This is a genomic window from Azospirillum thiophilum (genome assembly GCF_001305595.1).
GTDB classification, from domain to species: Bacteria; Pseudomonadota; Alphaproteobacteria; order Azospirillales; family Azospirillaceae; genus Azospirillum; species Azospirillum thiophilum.
On the sequence record NZ_CP012402.1, the window covers coordinates 949832 to 969278 of the forward strand.

The window sequence follows — 19447 nt, forward strand, 5'->3', positions numbered from 1 at the left end:
TTTCTCTGAGAAAGAGAGAAATCTTTCAAAATCTTTCAGACTGTTTCAGTGTATTACCGTCATTGTAAATAAGAAGTTAAAGAATTTTTCTGCGCCACTACTAACATGTTTATCGACAAACTCTCCAATTGATTCGGATTGTCGGAATTTATTGCTGGAAATCCGACGCAGACATCGAATAAAAGCGAATGGCACCCGCCTTTCAATGACGCATCTGCAATCAGAGGTCACAGACTCAAGCCTATCGGTGTGTTCATGACAGAAACCTCATTCCGGTGGACGCGCGATATCGCGGCGGCCATTCGCAAGAGCTTCACGAACCGTCCGCTCAGCGGCCGCGACCGGCACGGCTGAGTCTGGGCGCCGGCGGCAAGTCGGCGCCCTTCGTCATTCCTTCATCGTCCGCGCCCGCTCACGCACCGAGCGGGTTCTTCCGTCGCGTCCTCCCCGGGGGGACGGACTGCCGTGTCGTTGCCCGATGTCAAGACTCCGAAGCACGAAAGCCACGCCCATGACGTCCTCCGTTCCCGCGCACAGGCATGCCACCCTCCGCCGGACGCTTCTGACCGGAGCCTCCCTGATCGTCATGCTCGGCGTCCTCGGGCCGATGGCGACGTCCCCGGCCGCGGCGCAGAGCACCGCCACCGTCTCGTCCAGCCTCAGCGCGACCCAGACGGTCACGTCCGGCAACAGCCTGTCGATCACCTCAAGCGGAACCATCGCGCAACCATCGGGAGGTGCGGTGCTCGCCGCCGGGACGGTCGGGTCGATCGTGAACTTCGGATACCTGTCGGGAGCCTATGGCGTGACCGTCGTCTCCGGAGCGACGGTCGGTACGATCGACAACAGCGGATACATCAACAGCACGAACCGCTCGATCTTCGTCTCCGGCGGCACGGTGATGAGCGGCACCATCGGCACGGTCAGCAATTCCGGCACGATTTCTACTTTCAGCGATGGTATCTACGTCAGCGGCGTCGTCAGCATCGGGACGATCACGAACACAGGAACCATCCTGGCGCCAAGCGGCACGTCCTTCCGTTTCGTCACGAGTGCCGGCAGTTCCATCGGCGCGGTCGTGAATGCAGGCGTGACCAGCGGCGCGAATGCACTAATGTCCCTGTCGGGCGGAACGATCGGGTCGTTCACCAACAGCGGCACCTTCGCCCCCAACTCCTCGTCCAGCACCTTCGCGGTCGGCATCAGCGGCGCGGACGCCGCGATCACGTCGTTCACCAACACCGGCACAATCGTGGCCGGCGCCGCCATCGGGCTCACCACCGGGGCGATCGGCACGCTGATCAACAGCGGCCTGATCCAAGGCTCATTCAGCGGCGGCCAATCGGTCTATGTCAGCGCCAACGGCACCCTGACATCGATCGCCAACACCGGCACGCTCGCCGGCAACATCAACAATGCCAGCACGCGCGCCTTGACCATCACCGGCGGAACGGGGACGGTCTATGGCTCCTTGCTCGGCCGCATTGGCATCGGTTCCGTCGGCACCATCACGTCCACCGGCGACCTGACCCTGGCCGGCAACACATTCCTGAACAACAACATCTCCGTCAATTCCGGGACGGGCACGGTCACCAACACCGGCACCCTGTACACCGAGCGCGCAACGACGATCACCGGTACCTACAACCAGGGTTCAGCGACGCTCATCGTCGGCGTCACCAACAGCTCGACCTATGGCGCGCTATCGGTCAGCGGCGCGGCGACTCTGACCAACGGCTCCATCGTCATGGAGGCGGCACGCACGACCTTGGCGGGAAGCCCAACCCTGGCGAGCGGTACCTATACCATCGTCAGCGCCTCGAGCGTCGGCACAGACTATACCGGCGTCAGCGTGACGGCACCGGGCTTCGACGGAACCGTCGCCAGCAACACCACCATCAGTGGAACCCTGAACCAGTTGCTGGTGACGCTTACGCCGACCAGCAGGCTCTACTGGGACGGCGATACCGGGGGCAATACCGGCAACGCCACGGTGGATGGCGGCAGTGGAACCTGGAGCAGCGCCTCCACCAACTGGACGAAGGCCGACGGCTCAACCAACGGCATCCTGTCCGGCGCCACCATCACCCCGTTCTTCCAGGGCACGGCGGGAACCGTCGACGTTTCGGGGTCGGTGACGGCGGCGGGGATGACCTTCGCGACCGACGGCTATCTGCTCACCGGCGGCACCATCCGCCTGACCGCGTCGCCCTCCACCATCACCACCGACAGCGGGGTCGGCGCGACGATCGCGTCGAGCCTCACCGGCTCGGGTGCGCTGTACAAGGATGGGGCCGGTTCCCTGCTGCTTTCGGGTACGAACAGCTTCAGCGGCGCCACCACCATCGCCGGCGGCACGCTGACGGCTGCCGGCGGCGCGGCGCTCCCGGATTCGGCGGCGGTGACGGTCGACACCGGCGCCGCCTTCCAACTCGCCGCCAGCGAGACCATCGGCGCGCTGTCCGGCGCCGGCAACATCCTGCTCGGCGCGAACACCCTGACGGTCGGCGGCTTCGCCGGCACCACCATCACCGGGTCGATCTCCGGCACGGGCGGCAAGCTGGTGAAGACCTCCAGCACCACGCTGACGCTTGCAGGAAGCAACGACTACAGCGGCGGCACCGACATCACCGCCGGCACGCTGTCAGCGGCCAGCGCCCTGCCATCGACCGGCGCCGTGGCCGTCAGCTCCGGCGCAGCGCTGAAGATCGACGTCAGCCAGACCATCAGCGCGCTGTCCGGCGCGGGCAACGTCCTGCTCGGCAGCAACACCCTGACCGCGGGCGACGCCACCGACACCAGCCTGTCGGGCACGATTTCCGGCACCGGCGGCTTCGTCAAGGCAGGCAGCGGCATGCTGACCCTGGCGGGCAACAGCAGCTTCACCGGCGGCACCAGCATCACCGCCGGCACCCTGCATGTGACCGGCACCATCGGCGCCGTCTCCATCGCATCGGGCGCGACGCTGAGCGGCACCGGCACGGTCGGGGCGATCGTCAACAGCGGCACGGTCGCGCTCGGCGGTTCCACGCTGACGGTCAACGGCAACATGACCGGCACCGGCGCCATCACCGTCACCATTGGCCCGTCCGGTTCCGGCTACATCGTCAACACCACCAACACCGCCAACTATGCGCCCGGCGCCGGCACCGTCACCATCACACCCTCGCTCAACGGCGGCACCGTCGCGAACGGCACGAAGATCGCCCTGATCCGCGGCAATGGCGGCGGAACGTCCGCCGATTTCACTGGCACCACCTTCACCGTCAGCGGCACCGGATCGGCGACCTGGACGGCCGCCACCGGCTCCGCCTATGTCGGATCGGTGGACATGAACGGCTACACCATCACCGCAAGCGACACGGTCCTGGTGGCGTCCGTCGCGTCGCCGCCCTCCCCGCCCTCCCCGCCGGATGTGACCACGCCGGTGGTGACGCCGCCCGTGGTCACGCCGCCGACCACGCCCGACGTCACCACCCCGACCACGCCCACCACCCCGACCACGGGTGTCATCGACACCTCCAAGCCGACCTTCACCGCCGAGGACGGGGCGCTCCAGACCACCAGCGTCACCTTCGCCGGCGGCACCCTGAAGCCGGGCGCGCCGCTGACGCTGACTCAGGCGGTGACGGTCGAAGCCTCCAACGGCGTCGTCGATCCCAACGGCTCGACCGTGACCCTGTCCGGCCCGGTGAGCGGAGCGGGGCAACTCACGGTGACCGGCTCCGGTTCCCTGGTCGTCACCAACGGCGTCTCCAACAGCGGCGGCTTGGCCGTCCGGTCCGGTTCCCTGACGGTCGCGAGCAGCGGCAGCGTTTCGGGGCCCGTCACCGTCGACGGCGGCAGCGTGACCGTCGGAGGTGCCGTCACCGGCGCCGTGACGGTGGAGAACAGCGGCAGCGTGACCGTCAGCCAGGGCGGCAACATCGCAGCCCCGGTCACCGTCAGCGGCGGCACCGTCGTCGTCGGCGATGGCGGCACCATCGCCGGGGCGGTGACAGTGGACAATGGCGGCTCCGCCAAGGTCAACGGCGAGATCGACGGCCAGGTGACGGTTGCCGGCGGCGCGACGCTGAGCGGCAGCGGCCGAATCTCCGGCGACACCTCGGTCTCGGGCATCCTGGCGCCGGGCAATTCGCCTGGCACGCTGGTCTTCACCGCTCCGGTGACCCTGAATGCCGGATCCGTCTATCAGGCGGAGATCGACGGCACCGGCACCGGGGCGGGAGCCGGCAACCACGATCAGGTCGTGGTCCGGGGCGCTTCCTTCACCGCCGGCGGCCGCCTGACGCCGATCCTGCGCGGGATCGCCGGCTCCGCCACCAATAGCTTCACCCCGGCACTGGGGCAGAGCTTCACCGTGGTGACGGCCGACGGCGGCGTTTCCGGCCGCTTCGACCGGCTCGACCAGCCGGCCGACGGGCTGGCGGCGGGCACGCGGCTCGACCTGATCTATGGCGTCACCACCGCGACCCTGGTGGCGACCCCGGCCAGCTACGCCAACCTCGCCGCCGCAGGGCTGGGCCAGACCTCCAACCAGCGCAGCGTCGGCGCCGCGCTGGAGAGCATCCGGCCGGTGGCTGGCGGACAGGCGTCGGGCGCTTCGGCCCAGGCGTTGTTCGACACGCTCTACCCCCTGGCGGGCGACCGGATCGCCCCGGCCCTGGATCAGCTTTCGGGCCGCATCCACGCCGACACGATGGCTGCCGAGCGGGTCAACCGCCGCATGTTCGGCCGCGCCATCGAGGCGCGGCAGGCGTCCGGGCGCGGCGGTCCGGCCATGGCGGAAGGCGTCGGCGGCGTCGCGCAGTTCGTGTTCGACGGAGAGGCCCGTTCCATCGCCGGCCTGCCGGAAGCAGCCGGCAGCGGCAAGGGCGGCACTGCCGGGCGCGATACCGGCTTCTGGGGCCGTCCGATGGTCGCGGCGGGACGGAACAGCGGCGATGGTTCCGCCACCCGCCTGACCGGCGGCTTCCTGGTCGGCACCGATCACGCCTTCGATCCGGCCTTCAGGGCGGGCATGGCGCTGGGCTTCCTGCGGACCAGGGTGAAGGCTGACGACGGGATGGGCGACGGCACCGTGGACAGCTATCAGGCGACCCTGTACGGCAGCTGGATGCCGGGCTCCTTCTTCGTCGACGGCGCTCTCGGCTACGGCTACAGCCGTACGGAAGCATCCAGGCCGATCGCTTTCGGCACGGCAGCCGGATCGGGCTCCGGCGAGACGGATGGGCGTTCGCTGTCGGCCGAACTCTCGGCGGGGACTCGGATGGCGGTGGGCGGCATCTGGCTCGAACCGCGCGCCGGGCTGCGCTGGGACCGTCTGCACCGGGATGGATTCACCGAGACCGGCACGCCTGCGCTGGCCCTGACGGAGGAGGAGGAGTCGGAGACCGCGGTGCGCAGCTCGTTCGGTGTGCGGGCCGGAAAGCGGCTGAACCTGGACGGCATGATGGTGGAGCCGACCGGCCTGATCGCCTGGGAGCATGACTGGCGCGACGTGGGATCGACGGCATCGGCGTCGCTGGCCGGCGCGCGCTTCACCGTGGGACAGGCCGGGAAGCCGGGGCGCGACGCCGCCGTGCTGGGTGCCGGGCTCAGCATGACGATGACGCGGGGGCTGTCGATGCAGGTCGGATATGTCGGTGAGATCCGCCGCAACGACACCAACCATTCCGTTTCCGCCGGGCTGCGGTGGGCGTGGTGAGGTCGAGGCGACCGGCTGGATCAAGGCGGCGGGTGTTTCAGACACCCCCTGAACCTTGCGGTCCGTGTCGGTAATGGTGTGCTTCGGTTTCTCAGGGTAAGCGGCGCGGCCTTCAAGCGATTGCCCTGGCAGTGATGCGGACGGGGGCGGCAGGGATCCGGGGATCAACCCCGGGCTCCGGCCGCCCCTTGTTCATTTTAACGTCCGCCGACCTTGCCCCGCAGGCGCCGGCTCGCCCGCGAGGGCTTTCGGTACACGACCGCCCTCATTTTTGAGGGTATAGTCAGCAGTCTTGAAAACAAACAATCAGGCGGAATCCGGCATATCCGGCTTAAATTGCCTTTATGGCAACGTAAACTTCCAACTATTATAATTGCGGCATGCCATGCTGCACAATATCGTGTCTGTATCACCTGCTGACCGATTTTTGTGCAAACGGAACCCCTTGGACGGAGCTTCGGACATGGCGCCATTTGCGTATGGTAAATCGATGATGGTCGCGGCGGCGCTGGCGGTCGGGTTGCCCGGCATGGCTTTTGCCGGAAAAGCGAACGACACGCTCGTCTATGCCTCCGACAGCGAACCGGAGAACATCAGCCCCTATCACAACAATGTGCGCGAAGGCGTCATCGTCGCCCATCACGTCTGGGAGACGCTGATCCACCGCAATCCCAAGAGCGGTGCCTACGAGCCCTATCTCGCCACCTCCTGGACCTGGGTCGATCCGACCACGCTGGAGCTGGAACTGCGCAAGGGCGTCACCTTCCATGACGGGTCGCCCTTCACTGCCGACGACGTGGTCTTCACCTTCAATTACGTGCTGACGCCGGAAGCGAAGGTGGTGACCAAGCAGAATGTCGGCTGGATGGCCGGCACCGAGAAAATCGACGATTACAAGGTCCGCATCAAACTGAAGGGGCCGTTCCCGGCGGCGCTGGAATATCTGTCGGGACCGACGCCGATCTATCCGGCGGCCTATTTCAAGAAGGTCGGGCTCGACGGCTTCGCCAAGGCTCCCGTCGGCACCGGTCCCTACCGGATCGTCTCGGTGGAGAACGGCAAGTCGGTGAAGATGGAGAAGGCCAAGGGCTACTGGAAGGGCAGCCCGATCGGCGACCCGGCCATCGGCAAGCTGGAGTTCCGCGTCATCCCCGACGGCGAGACCCGCATGGCAGAATTGATGACCGGCGGCGTCGACTGGATCTGGCGGGTGCCCAACGACCAGGCCGCGCAGCTGGAGGCGGTGCCGAACGTCAGCGTGCTGGCGGCGGAGACCATGCGCGTCGGCTTCCTGCAGTTCGATTCCGCCGGGCGCACCAGCGCCGACACGCCGATGAAGAATCCGAAGGTCCGGCAAGCGATCTCCTACGCCATCGACCGCAAGGCGATGGTCGACAATCTGGTGCGCGGCGGCGCCCGCGTGATGAATTCCGCCTGCTTCATCGATCAGGTCGGCTGCACCGACGACGGCGTGCCGCGCTACGGCTACGATCCGGCCAAGGCCAAGGTGCTGCTGGCGGAGGCCGGCTATCCCAACGGCTTCGACATCGACCTCTACGCCTACCGCGAGCGCGACTATGCCGAGGCGGTGATCGGCTATCTGCGCGCGGTCGGCATCCGCGCCAACCTGCAATTCATGAAGTATGCGGCGCTGCGCGAGCTGAGCCGTGCCGGCAAGGTGCCGATCTATTTCCAGACCTGGGGCTCCTTCTCGGTCGCCGACGCGTCGGCCTTCACCGGCGTGTGGTTCAAGGGCAACGAGGACGACATGAGCCGCGACCCCGAGGTCAAGGCGCTGCTCGACAAGGCCGACACCACCATCGACCTGGAGGCACGGAAGAAGACCTACGCCGAGGCGCTGTCGCGCATCGCGGAGAAGGCCTATCTGCTGCCGATGTTCTCCTATTCGACCAACTACGCCTTCTCGTCCGACCTCGCTTTCGCGGCCCAGTCGGACGAGCTTCCCCGCTTCTACGCCGCGCACTGGAAATGACGCCGCGGCGGGCCGGTTCCTCCGTTCCGGCCCGGCCCGCCGCATCCCCACACCTCCTTCAAGGAGGCTGCCATGCTCGTTTTCCTGCTTCGCCGACTGGCCGTGGCGCTGTCGGTCGTGCTCACCGTGTCGGTCGTGGCCTTCCTTCTCCTGCATCTGTCCGGCGACCTGGCGCTCGCCATCGCCGGACCGGAGGCTTCGCCGGAACAGGTCGCCCAGGTGCGCCTCCAGTTCGGCCTGGACAAGCCGCTGGTCGTCCAATATGCGCACTGGCTGGCCGATGCCGCGCATTTCGATTTCGGCCGCTCCTTCTATTTCCGCGAAACGGTCGCCGCGCTGGTGATCGAACGCATGCCGGTGACGCTGACGCTGGGCGCCATCGCGCTCGGCGTGGCTCTCGCCATCGCCATCCCGCTGGGCGTGCTGGCGGCGGTGAAGCGCGGCAGCTGGATCGACCGCACCGCGCTGATCTTTTGCGCACTGGGTCAGGCGATCCCGACCTTCTGGCTCGGCCTGTCGCTGATCATCCTGTTCGCTGTCAACCTGCGCTGGCTGCCGGTGTCGGGCAGCGCGACCTGGGCACATTTCGTGCTGCCGTCGGTGGCGCTCGGCTGGTACGCAGTGCCGGCGGTGATGCGGCTGACGCGCAACGGCATGCTGGACGTGCTGGCGTCGGATTACATCCGCACCGCCCGTGCCAAGGGCCTGCGCTGGCCCACCGTCCTGTTCAAGCATGCGCTGCGCAACGCGGTGGTGCCGGTGGTGGCGCTGGCGGCGGTTCAGTTCGGCTTCATGCTCGGCGGCTCCATCGTGGTCGAAGCGGTGTTCTCGATGCAAGGGCTTGGCCACCTCGCCTGGGAGGCCATCGGGCGCAAGGATTTCCCAGTGGTCCAGGCCATCGTGATGCTGCTGGCCGCGATCTACATCGCCTTGACCCTCCTCGCCGATCTTCTCAACGCCTGGCTCGACCCGAGGATCCGCGTCGCATGACCAGTCTTTCCGCCTCCGGCATCTCATCCCTCGACAGCGTTCCGGTGCGCCGCTCGCCACTGGCCCGCTTCACGAGACGGGGCCTGCGCCACCCCGGATTCATGGCCGGCGTCGTCGTGCTGGCCGTCATCCTGGTCTGCTCGCTGGCCGCGCCGCTGCTGACCCCCCACGACCCTTACGCGCAGGACATCTCCCGGCGCCTGCTGCCGCCGATCTGGCACGCCAAGGGCAGTTGGGAACACTGGCTCGGCACCGACAAGTTGGGGCGCGACTATTTCGCCCGGCTGCTCTATGGCGGGCGCATCTCGCTGCTGATCGGCGTGGCGACCGTCCTGGTGTCGGGCACCATCGGCACCGCGCTGGGCGTCGCCGCCGGCTTCTTCGGCGGGCGGGTCGATCTGGTGATCGGCTACATCATAAATGTGCGGCTGGCCCTGCCGGTGGTGCTGGTGGCGCTGGCCGCGGCGGCGCTGGTCGGTTCCTCGCTGAACACCGTCATCATCGTTCTGGGGTTCCTGCTATGGGACCGCTTCGCCGTGGTGGCGCGGTCGGCAACCCAGCAGATCGCAGGGGCCGACTTCGTCGCGGCGGCGCGCTCCATCGGCTGCTCCACCCGGCTGATCGTGATGTCGGAGGTGCTGCCGAACATCCTCAACCCGCTGATCGTCGTCGCCACGCTGGAGATGGCGCATGCCATCCTGCTGGAGGCGGCCCTGTCCTTCCTCGGGCTCGGCGTGCAGCCGCCCCTGCCCTCCTGGGGCCTGATGATCGCGGAGGGCAAGCAGTACATGTTCTTCAGCCCCTGGGTCATCACCATCCCCGGTGTGGCACTGGTGGCGCTGGTGCTGGCGATCAACCTGCTCGGCGACGGGCTGCGCGACGTCACCGCCCCTGAAAACCGGAGCTGACGCGATGCCCCTGCTCGACGTCGAGAACCTCACCATCGACATCCCCACCGAGGCCGGCCTGCTGCATGCGGTCAACGGCATCTCCTTCACACTGGAGCGCGGCGAGACGCTGGCCATCGTCGGCGAGAGCGGGTCGGGCAAGTCGCTGACCTCGCTGGCGCTGATGGATCTGCTCCCCTCCCGCGCGGTGCGCCGCGCCGACACCATGCGCTTCGACGGCATCGACCTGATGGCGGCCGGAGAGCGCGAGAAGGAGAATCTGCGCGGCGACCGCATGGCGATGATCTTCCAGGAGCCGATGACCTCGCTGAACCCGGCCTACACCATCGGCGACCAGCTGGCCGAGGCGCTGCGCCGGCACCGCAGGGTCGACCGCCGGGCGGCGCGCGAACGGGCGGTGCATCTGCTGGAGCGCGTCGGCATCACCGCTGCGGCTTCGCGATTGGGGCAATATCCGCACCAGCTGTCCGGCGGGCTGCGCCAGCGCGTGATGATCGCCATGGCGCTGATGTGCGAGCCCGACCTGATCGTCGCCGACGAGCCGACGACGGCGCTGGACGTGACGATCCAGGCGCAGATCCTGAAGCTGCTACGCGATCTTCAGCAGGAGTTCGGCATGGCGCTGATCCTGGTGACCCACGACCTGGGCGTGGTCGCCCGCGTCGCCACCAAGGTCGCCGTGATGTATGCCGGCCGTTTTGTCGAGGCCGGCCCGGTGGAGGCGGTGTTCGGCGCGCCGAGCCATCCCTACACCCAGGGTCTGCTGCGCTCGATCCCGGTGCCCGGCCGCACCAGGCCCGGCGAACCCCTCGGCACCATTCCGGGACAGGTTCCCAACCTGGTCGGCACGCTGACCGGCTGCATGTTCCGCAACCGCTGCGACCATGCGGCGGGACGCTGTGCGGAGGAGGTTCCCGACCGGACGATCCTGCCGGGACACCGCATGGCCTGCATCCTCGAACCGACCCTTGCCGGCGGGAGGCCGCAATGACCATCCCGGTGCTCGAACTCAAGGACGTCACCAAGACCTATGCGATCTCGCAGGGGATGTTCCGGCCCAAGGCGACGCTGACCGCGGTCGGCGGCGTGTCGCTGACCGTCGCCCGCGGCGAGGTGCATGCGCTGGTCGGCGAAAGCGGGTCGGGGAAATCGACCCTGGCGAAGATGCTGCTGGGCCTGACCAAGCCGACCTCTGGCGAGATCCGGATCGACGGCGTGCCGATCGCCGACACCGACCGGCGCGAGGTGGCCCGGCGCATCCAGCCGGTGTTCCAGGATCCCTATTCGTCGCTGAACCCGCGCAAGTCGGTGGCCGACCTGATCGCGCTGCCGCTGGTCGCCCACAAGATCGGTACCCCGGCGGACCGGCAGAAGCGGGTCGCCGAGATGCTGGACGCCGTGGGATTGCCGCGGCGGGTGATCGACGCCTATCCCGGCCAGATGTCGGGCGGCCAGCGCCAGCGCGTCGCCATCGCCCGCGCGCTGGTGATGAAGCCTGACGTGCTGATCTGCGACGAGCCGACCTCGGCGCTCGACGTGTCGGTGCAGGCGCAGATCCTGAACCTGCTGATGGAGCTGAGGCGCGAATTCCGCCTCACCTACTTCTTCATCAGCCACAACCTCGCCGTGGTCGAGCATCTGGCCGACCGGGTGGCGGTGATGTATCTCGGCCGCATCGTCGAGGAACGCAGCCGCGAGGCGCTGTTCGAGCGGGCCGGGCATCCCTATTCCAGGGCGCTGCTCGACTGCGTGCTGACCCCCGACCCGTCGCTGGGCATGCCGGATGCCGGCATCACCGGCGCCTTTCCCAACCCGATCGCGCCGCCCCCGGGCTGCACCTTCCACCCGCGCTGCCCGCGCGCCGCCGACCGGTGCCGCGTCACGCCACCGGGGCCGGTGCCGGTCGCCGACGGCTTCGCCGCCTGCCATTTCGCCGCCTGACCCTCCCTTCAAATCCCACTTCAAATCCCACTGCCCCCGATCCCACTTCTGCCGAGCCCGATCATGACCAACCAGCCATCGCGTGCGGGCGCCATTGCCCGCGCGGCAGACCATTACGCCTCCGGTGCCTTCCTGGCCGAGCTGTCGCGCCGGGTCGCCATCAGGACGGAAAGCCAGTCCGCCGACCGCGGCGCCGAGCTGCGCGCCTATCTGACCGACGAGATGGTGCCGACGCTTCAGGCGCAGGGCTTCGGCTCCACCATCGTCGAGAATCCGGTGTCCGGCCGCGGCCCGTTCCTGGTCGCCGAGCGGCGGGAGGATCCGGACTTGCCGACCGTGCTGGTCTACGGCCACGGCGACGTGGTGCTGGGCCATGAGGGGAAATGGCGCGACGGCATGGATCCCTGGACCGTCACGGTGGACGGCGACCGCTGGTACGGCCGCGGCATCGCCGACAACAAGGGCCAGCATTCGGTCAACATCGCCGCGCTGGCCCAGGTGATGGCCGAGCGCGGCGGCCGGCTGGGCTTCAACGCCAAGATCCTGATCGAGATGGGCGAGGAGGCCGGGTCGCCGGGGCTGCGCGCGATGGCGGAGGCCAACCGCGACCTGCTGGCCGCCGACGTGCTGATCGCATCGGACGGGCCGCGGGTGATCGCCGGGCGTCCGACGGTGTTCCTCGGCTCGCGCGGGGCGCTGAACTTCGATCTGAGCATCACCCTGCGCGAGGGCGGGCACCATTCGGGGAACTGGGGAGGGCTGCTGGCCAATCCCGGCACCATCCTGGCCAACGCCATCGCCTCGCTGATCGACCAGCATGGCTGCATCAAGCTCGACGCGCTGAAGCCGCCGCCGATCCCGCCGGCGGTCAAGACCGCGATCGCCGACCTGACGGTCGGCGGCGGGCCGAACGATCCGGAGATCGACCGCGACTGGGGCGAACCGGGATTGACCCCGGAAGAGCGCGTGTTCGGCTGGAACGCGCTGGAAGTGCTGGCCTTCGAGACCGGAAACCCGCGGGCGCCAGTAAACGCGGTGCCGCCCTCGGCCATGGCGACGTTGCAGCTGCGCTTCGTCGTCGGCACCGATCCGCAGGCGGCGCTGGCTGCGATCCGCGCCCATTTCGACGCCAACGGCTTCCAGCAGGTGCAGCTGTCGACCAGCCGGATGGAAACCTTCGCCGCGACCCGCCTCGACCCGACCGACCCCTGGGTCGGATGGGCACTGGACTCGCTGGCGCGGACGACCGGCAAGAAGCCAGCGCTGCTGCCGAACCTGGGCGGCTCGATCCCCAACGACGTGTTCTCCGAGGCGCTGGAGCTGCCGACGATCTGGGTTCCGCACTCCTACCCCGCCTGCTCGCAGCACGCCCCCAACGAGCATATGCTCGGCAGCGTCGCGGAGGAGGCTCTGCGGATCATGGCCGGGCTGTTCTGGGATCTGGGCGAGACCGGACCGTCGATCAGGGAGGCGCGTGCGCGATGACCACGTCCATGACGCCGCTTGCCCGGCGCGCGAGCGACTGGCTCGCCACCCGCCGGACGGAGATGGAGGATTTCCTGAGGCAAATCGTGGACATCGATTCCGGCAGCCGCGACGCCGCCGGCATCGATGCGGTCGGCGAGGCGATGGCGGCCCTTCTGGAAGCCGACGGCATCGCGGTGACGCGCATCCCGAACGCGACCTACGGCGGCGTGCTGAAGGCGGAGATTCCGGGGCGGATCGGCGGGGCGCCGGTGCTGCTGATGGGGCACCGCGACACCGTCTATCCCAAGGGCACGGTGGCGGCCCGCCCCTTCAGCCGCGACGGCGACACCGGCTTCGGGCCGGGCGTGGCCGACATGAAGGGCGGTCTGGTCGTCGACGTCTTCGTCCTGCGGGCGCTGAAGGCGGCCGGCGGCACCGATTTTCCACTGATCGGGCTGTTCACCGCTGACGAGGAGATCGGATCGCCGTCCGGCCGCGCGGTGATCGAGCAGGTGGCGACGGGCGCGCGGGCCGCCTTCAACGCCGAGCCGGGGCGTGCGTCGGGCAATGTCGTCACCGCGCGCAAGGGCGGGCTGACGCTGGACATCGCGGTGACCGGCCGCGCCGCCCATTCCGGCGTCAACCATGCCGACGGCGCCAGCGCCATCGGCGCGCTCGCCGCCAAGATCACGGCGCTGCACGCGCTGACCGACTATGCCGCCGGCATCACCACCAATGTCGGCGTGATCCGCGGCGGGCGCACCTCCAACACCGTGGCCGACCATGCCGAGGCGGCGCTCGACATCCGCTTCCTGTCGGTGGACCAACTGGACGGCATTCTCGACCGGGTCGAGGCGATCCTGGCGAAGGAGGACGTGCCGGGCACCAGCGCCAGCTACCGGCGCGGCCACCTGTTCATGCCGCTGGAGGAGCGGATGGCTGCGGATCTGTTCGCCCGCTACCGGGCGGCAGCGGCGGCGGTCGGCTTCGCGGTCGACGGGGAGTTCACCGGCGGCTGCGCCGATTCCGGCTTCACCGGAGCGCTGGGAGTGCCATCGCTGTGCGGGCTGGGACCGGTCGGCGGAGCGGCCCACACGGAGCGCGAATGGTGCCGGCTCGACACGCTGGTCCCGCGGGCGCAGGCACTGGCGGTGACGGTGGCGGACCTGTGAGGAGAAGGGTGTCGGGACGGAAAACGACCGACCGGCGCCCACCTCTCCCATCGGCCGTCGTCGGGCCCGCACAGATCTCCAGGTGCCAGCTTCCCGCTTCGCCGATCTTGGCGGCGGCGGTCTCATTTGAATGCGACGGCGACACCTGCTCGGAGGGAGTTGGCGACGGTGCAGCGCTCCCTAGCCCTGGCCAACAATTCGTCAGCGGCTCCTCCGTCCGCAAGTTCGCACTGTACCCAGACTGTTGCGTTAGTTGCTAGAAGCGGGTCGCCGTCAAAGTCGATAGTTACAGTAACCTGCAACCGTGATACAGCGGTGCCCAGTTCGTGTGCTGTATAATGAACATCGTTGCAAAAGCAGCCGCCAAGCGACAACGCGAGTAATTCGCCTCCGTTGAACCCGATCCCAGTTCCCGAAGCTTTTCCTACGGGCCTGTCGGCAATGACCGTGTGATTGCGAGCGCGGCCAACTGAAGCTCCCGTTCCTTCGATGCTTCGATATTCAATTGTCATGGACGTCATGGCTAACCCCGCACCGTCCACATAGCAAAAGCCAATGTCCGTTTCCTATCCACGCAGACTTTAGCACACTAACTTCCGATTGATGCGTTACCAGGAGCGGTGCCACAAATGTGCTACATGCACCCCATGCTGAGCGCCAGCATTTGGCGCAGGTCAACGCAGCCATGACGGGCGCAAGTGTCTGGCTTCAACATCGCTGGCACCCTTCAAGAATGCTCCTTGACTCGCAAACGACTCTTCCGATTCAACAAATTCGTGTGCGGGCACCAAGAGATTGTTTGGGAATTGGAAAAAACACAATATTCAATATATAAATTGGGGTATCTTCTGCTACATGCCGTAAGTTCTCCGCATTCTCAAACAGGCACGAACACCTACCGCGCTGTCCTCAAGCAGCCCGAATCCCCGATGTCCACGTTTCTGCGTGGACAGGGCTTTTGCCCGGCAGCCTCCCACAGGTGCCGTTTCCGGCTCCTGACTGAGGCCTGCGCCGGTTTCCCATCCCCGTGCTCCCGGAGCCCCTGACATGTGGGCTGCCGGTCCATACCGGAATCCGCCATTGCCCAGACAAAGGCAATCTGTTACCCATTTTGAATGCTGCATCGCGCCACGCCGCCCTGACCGTCCCGTTCTGATTCCTGGCCCCGTTTCGGGCCACGCTGGGACGTGCGCAGCTTTTCCTCTGCCCGATGAATTCAAGATCCCCCTTGGCCTCGGCTCCTTGAAGCTGGGGGAGCGGTCTGTTTACCTTTGATGAGTCTCATGTCCCTCGATTTGCAACGACTCCGCCAGGAGTGGTTCGGCAATCCGCGCGGCGATCTGCTCGCCGGGCTTGTCGTCGCTCTTGCCCTGATCCCCGAAGCCATCGCCTTTTCCATCATCGCCGGCGTAGATCCCAAGATCGGCCTCTACGCCTCCTTCTCGATCGCGGTGACCGTCGCCATCGTCGGCGGCCGACCCGGCATGATCTCCGCCGCCACCGCGGCGACGGCCGTTCTGATGGTCACGCTGGTCAGGGAGCACGGGCTGCAATATCTGCTGGCGGCCACCGTGCTGGCCGGCGTGCTGCAGATCAGCGCCGGCTTCCTCCGCCTCGGCGCGGTGATGCGCTTCGTGTCGAAGTCGGTGATGACCGGCTTCGTCAACGCGCTCGCCATCCTGATCTTCATGGCCCAATTGCCGGAACTGGTCGGGGTTCCCCCGCTGACCTACGTCATGGTCGCCGGAGGCCTCGCCATCATCTATCTGGCCCCGCGCGTGACCAGGGCGGTGCCGTCGCCGCTGGTCTGCATCCTCGTGCTCACCGCCCTGTCGCTCGGCCTCGGCCTCGATGTGCGCACGGTCGGCGACATGGGCGAACTGCCGTCCACGCTGCCAGTCTTCCTGCTGCCCGACATCCCGCTGTCGCTGGAAACGCTCCGCATCATCCTGCCCTACTCGGCGGGGGTCGCGGCGGTCGGGTTGCTGGAATCGCTGATGACCGCGTCCATCATCGACGAGCTGACCGACACCGGCAGCGACAAGAACCGGGAATGCGTCGGCCAGGGCGTCGCCAACATCGTCACCGGCTTCATGGGCGGCATGGCCGGCTGCGCGATGATCGGCCAGTCGGTGATCAACGTGAAATCCGGTGGGCGCGGCCGCCTCTCGACCTTCTGTGCCGGCATCTTCCTGTTGTTCCTGATCGTGGTGCTGGGCGACTGGGTCCGGCGCATCCCGATGGCGGCGCTGGTCGCGATCATGATCATGGTCTCGGTCGGCACCTTCAGCTGGTCGTCGCTCAAGACGCTGGCGACCCATCCCCGCAGTTCCAGCATGGTGATGGTCGCGACGGTCGTCGGCGTCGTCGCCACCCACAATCTGGCGATCGGCGTGCTGGTCGGCGTGCTGCTGTCCAGCGTCTTCTTCGCCTGGAAGGTCGCGCGCATCTTCCGTGTGACCTCGGTGGCGTCCCCGGACGGCGCCGCCCGCACCTATGTGGTCGAGGGCCAGCTGTTCTTCGCGTCCTCCGACGATTTCTCCGCCGCCTTCGATTTCAGGGAGGCGCTGGACCGGGTCACCATCGATGTCAGCCGGGCCCATATCTGGGACATCTCAAGCGTGGCCGCGCTCGACACGGTGGTATTGAAGTTCCGCCGCGAAGGTGCGGAGGTCGAGATCGTCGGCCTGAACGAGGCCAGCGCGACCATCGTCGACCACCTCGCCATCCACGACAAGCCCGGCGCCATCGAGCCCCCGATGGGGCATTGAGGGAGGAAAAGCCATGAACAGCGTCCTGACCCTGATCGACGGTTCGGTCTATACCCCGAGCGTCTGCGACCATGCGGCATGGGCAGCCACGCGGCTGTCCGCACCGGTCGACCTCGTCCATGCGCTGGGGCGGCGGCCAGGGGCGGGCACGCCGGCGGACTTCACCGGCAGCCTCGACATCGACGCGCGCGACACGCTGCTCAACGAACTGGCCGATCTGGATGCACAGGCGGCCAAGCTGGCCCATCGGCGCGGACGGCTGATCCTCGACGCGGCGAAGGCACGCCTGCTGGAAGCCGGCGCCGGCGATGCGACGTTGAGGCTGCGCAACGGCGATGTCGTCGAGACGGTGGAGGAGCTGGAGGCCGACGCCCGCCTGATCGTGATCGGCAAGCGCGGCGAGGCCGCCGACTTCGCCAAGCTGCATCTGGGCTCCAACCTGGAACGCGTGGTGCGTGCCTCCCACAAACCGGTGCTGGTGGCGTCGCGTGCCTTCAAGCCGATCCGGCATGTGCTGCTCGCCTTCGACGGTGGACCCAGCGCCACCAAGGCCGTCGAGGCCATCGCCGGCAGCCCGCTGCTGCGCGGGCTGGAATGCCGCCTGCTGATGGTCGGCGCGGAGACCGACGAGGTGCGCCAGCGCCTGGACGCCGCGGCGGAGCGGCTGAGGCTCGCCGGCTTCATGGTGGAGGCCGGCATCGAGGGCGGCCTGCCCGACGACACCATCGCCCGTGCGGCCGAACGGAGCGGCAGCGACCTGCTGGTGATGGGAGCCTACGGGCATTCGCGCATCCGCAGCCTGATCATCGGCAGCACGACCACGACGATGATCCGCTCCTGCCGGATCCCGCTGCTGCTGATCCATTGACGATGCAGCCACGTACCGATCGCTCAGGCGGTCTGCGACGCCCGACCAGTTGGAGGATCTGACCCGTGAATTTTCCCAGCGTTGCGCAATCCCCCTACAGCATGGTCGTCAACATCGTCACCACCTGGAGCGACAACACGAGGACCCAGGGTTCCGGCGTCCTCGTCGGGCGGAACGACGTGCTGACCGCCGCCCACAACGTGAAGGGCGTCGGAAGGCGGGTGGTCGATATCGACGTCTACACCGGCTACGACCGCGGCAGCTATTCGCCGCAATCCTTCACCTCCGGCCAGATCAGGGCCAACTACTACGACATCGATTTCGCACCGCCGGCCATCACGCAGGACCAGGCGGCATGGGACATGGCGGTGATCGGCCTCTCGAAGCCGATCGGCGATTCCATCGGCTATCTTCCGTGGGTTGCCAATGCACCGGCCGGCACCTACCAGGCGGTCGGCTACCCGGTCGAGCACAATGGCCGCCTCGTGTCCGATGGCGGCTTCATGGCCATCGGCACCCACGACATCTTCGACATCAGCCGGATCTACAACGCGCCGGGCAGCAGCGGCGGCCCGATCCTGGACGCCGGCAACCGCGTCGTCGGGGTGATCTCCTCCTACAACTGGGCGGCGCGGATCGATCGGGAGGCCGACAGCCTCGCCGCCTGGATCCGGGACAATGATTCCCTGATCGACAGCAGCAGGACATTGGTCGCCGACGGAAAGGCCTTCGATCCCTGGAGCTATGCCGCCCTCAACCCCGACCTTCATGCCGTCTTCGGGACGAACCTCCAGGCGCTCGCCGACCATTATGCAACGGCCGGGCGCACTGAAGGCTGTCAGGCATCGGGTTTCGATCCATGGTCCTATGCGGCCTCCAACCCCGATGTCTTCGCCGCCCATGGCGCCGATGTCCAGGCCCTGACCACCCATTACATTGCCTTCGGCCGCAACGAGGGACGCACGCAGAGCGCCTTCGACCCCTGGTCCTATGCGGCATCGAACCCCGATCTGTTCGCCGCCTTCGGGACCGACACGCGGGCGCTCACCGCTCATTACCTGTCCAACGGGCGGGCCGAAGGACGGATGATCGGAGCGTTCGATCCCGAAGCCTATGCGGCACTGAACCCCGATCTCTTCGCCGCGTTCGGCCTCGATCCCCAGCGCCTTCTCGACCATTACATCGCCTTCGGGCGCAACGAGGGCCGGCAGACGATGGGGTTCGATCCAGTGGCATATGCCGCAATGAACCCGGACGTTCTTGCCGCCCATGGCACCGACAGCAGGGCCCTGGTCGAGCATTATGTCACCTTCGGCCGCAGCGAAGGGCGGTCCGGCGGCTATGAACGGGCGGTGGCCGCCGGGTCGACCGGAGCGGTCGCCCAGGGACCGGGTCCCGGCGATGCAGGCATCGCGGGAGCGCTTCAGGCGGCTGTCGCCGATCCGTTGACGCTGGCCATGGAAATGTCCTGGCCACTCGCAACCGGTGCCGCGGAAGCCCCCCTCACGGTCGGCGCCTGGCTCCCGTCCGATACACTCCCGGAAAGCGGCATGACAGGCCCTGCAGGAGGATACGGGTTGTTTACCGAATCGGCACCACCGCCTATGGTAGGGTTTCCGGCCTGAGAGAG

12 protein-coding genes are annotated in these 19447 nt (G+C 67.4%); 11 read left to right on the forward strand and 1 reads right to left on the reverse strand.

Translation table 11 applies throughout. From position 1 onward, the window contains the following. The first annotated feature begins 511 nt into the window (after positions 1 to 511). The 8 genes from AL072_RS17795 (at position 512) to AL072_RS17830 (ending at position 14178) form a co-directional block, all read left to right on the forward strand. A complete protein-coding gene (locus tag AL072_RS17795) occupies positions 512 to 5707 on the forward strand; it encodes an autotransporter domain-containing protein (RefSeq protein ID WP_045582950.1) in 5196 nt (1731 codons plus the stop codon). A 463-nt stretch (positions 5708 to 6170) separates the two neighbouring features. After that, positions 6171 to 7700: an ABC transporter substrate-binding protein gene (locus AL072_RS17800; RefSeq protein WP_052710091.1), complete on the forward strand. Its 1530-nt coding sequence runs from the start codon at positions 6171 to 6173 to the stop codon at positions 7698 to 7700. A 72-nt stretch (positions 7701 to 7772) separates the two neighbouring features. Next, positions 7773 to 8690 (forward strand): ABC transporter permease, encoded by a 918-nt coding sequence (locus AL072_RS17805; protein ID WP_045582948.1) that lies wholly within the window; start codon positions 7773 to 7775, stop codon positions 8688 to 8690. Then, on the forward strand, positions 8687 to 9598 hold the full coding sequence (locus tag AL072_RS17810) for an ABC transporter permease (protein ID WP_045582947.1): 912 nt from the start codon (positions 8687 to 8689) through the stop codon (positions 9596 to 9598). The genes AL072_RS17805 and AL072_RS17810 overlap by 4 nt, the downstream gene beginning before the upstream one ends. A 4-nt stretch (positions 9599 to 9602) precedes the next feature. Continuing rightward, entirely contained in the window at positions 9603 to 10589 is a 987-nt protein-coding gene (locus AL072_RS17815; protein WP_045582946.1) for an ABC transporter ATP-binding protein, read from the forward strand. Next, complete coding sequence (locus tag AL072_RS17820) at positions 10586 to 11539, forward strand: ABC transporter ATP-binding protein (RefSeq protein ID WP_045582945.1); 954 nt, start codon at positions 10586 to 10588, stop codon at positions 11537 to 11539. Before AL072_RS17815 ends, AL072_RS17820 begins: the two co-directional genes overlap by 4 nt. Positions 11540 to 11602: 63 nt before the next feature. Continuing rightward, positions 11603 to 13024, forward strand: a complete 1422-nt coding sequence (locus tag AL072_RS17825) for a M20 family metallopeptidase (RefSeq protein WP_045582944.1) — start codon at positions 11603 to 11605, stop codon at positions 13022 to 13024. Beyond that, positions 13021 to 14178, forward strand: a complete 1158-nt coding sequence (locus tag AL072_RS17830; RefSeq protein WP_245636836.1) for a M20 family metallopeptidase — start codon at positions 13021 to 13023, stop codon at positions 14176 to 14178. Before AL072_RS17825 ends, AL072_RS17830 begins: the two co-directional genes overlap by 4 nt. 122 nt (positions 14179 to 14300) lie before the next feature. Here AL072_RS17830 and AL072_RS36295 read toward each other — a convergent pair whose 3' ends face one another. Then, positions 14301 to 14699 carry an OsmC family protein gene (locus AL072_RS36295; protein WP_082109024.1) on the reverse strand — a complete coding sequence of 133 codons (399 nt, stop codon included), beginning with the start codon at positions 14697 to 14699 and terminating at the stop codon, positions 14301 to 14303. Positions 14700 to 15461: 762 nt separating this feature from the next. On the opposite strand from AL072_RS36295, the gene AL072_RS17835 reads away from it, so the two are divergent. The 3 genes from AL072_RS17835 to AL072_RS17845 all read left to right on the forward strand — a co-directional run bounded on the left by AL072_RS17835 (position 15462) and on the right by AL072_RS17845 (position 19442). Beyond that, positions 15462 to 16949: a SulP family inorganic anion transporter gene (locus tag AL072_RS17835; RefSeq protein ID WP_045582943.1), complete on the forward strand. Its 1488-nt coding sequence runs from the start codon at positions 15462 to 15464 to the stop codon at positions 16947 to 16949. 13 nt (positions 16950 to 16962) lie between these two features. Further along, positions 16963 to 17817, forward strand: a complete 855-nt coding sequence (locus AL072_RS17840; RefSeq protein ID WP_045582942.1) for a universal stress protein — start codon at positions 16963 to 16965, stop codon at positions 17815 to 17817. A gap of 65 nt (positions 17818 to 17882) precedes the next feature. Next, on the forward strand, positions 17883 to 19442 hold the full coding sequence (locus tag AL072_RS17845) for a trypsin-like serine peptidase (RefSeq protein WP_144428277.1): 1560 nt from the start codon (positions 17883 to 17885) through the stop codon (positions 19440 to 19442). The last annotated feature ends 5 nt before the right edge of the window (positions 19443 to 19447 follow it).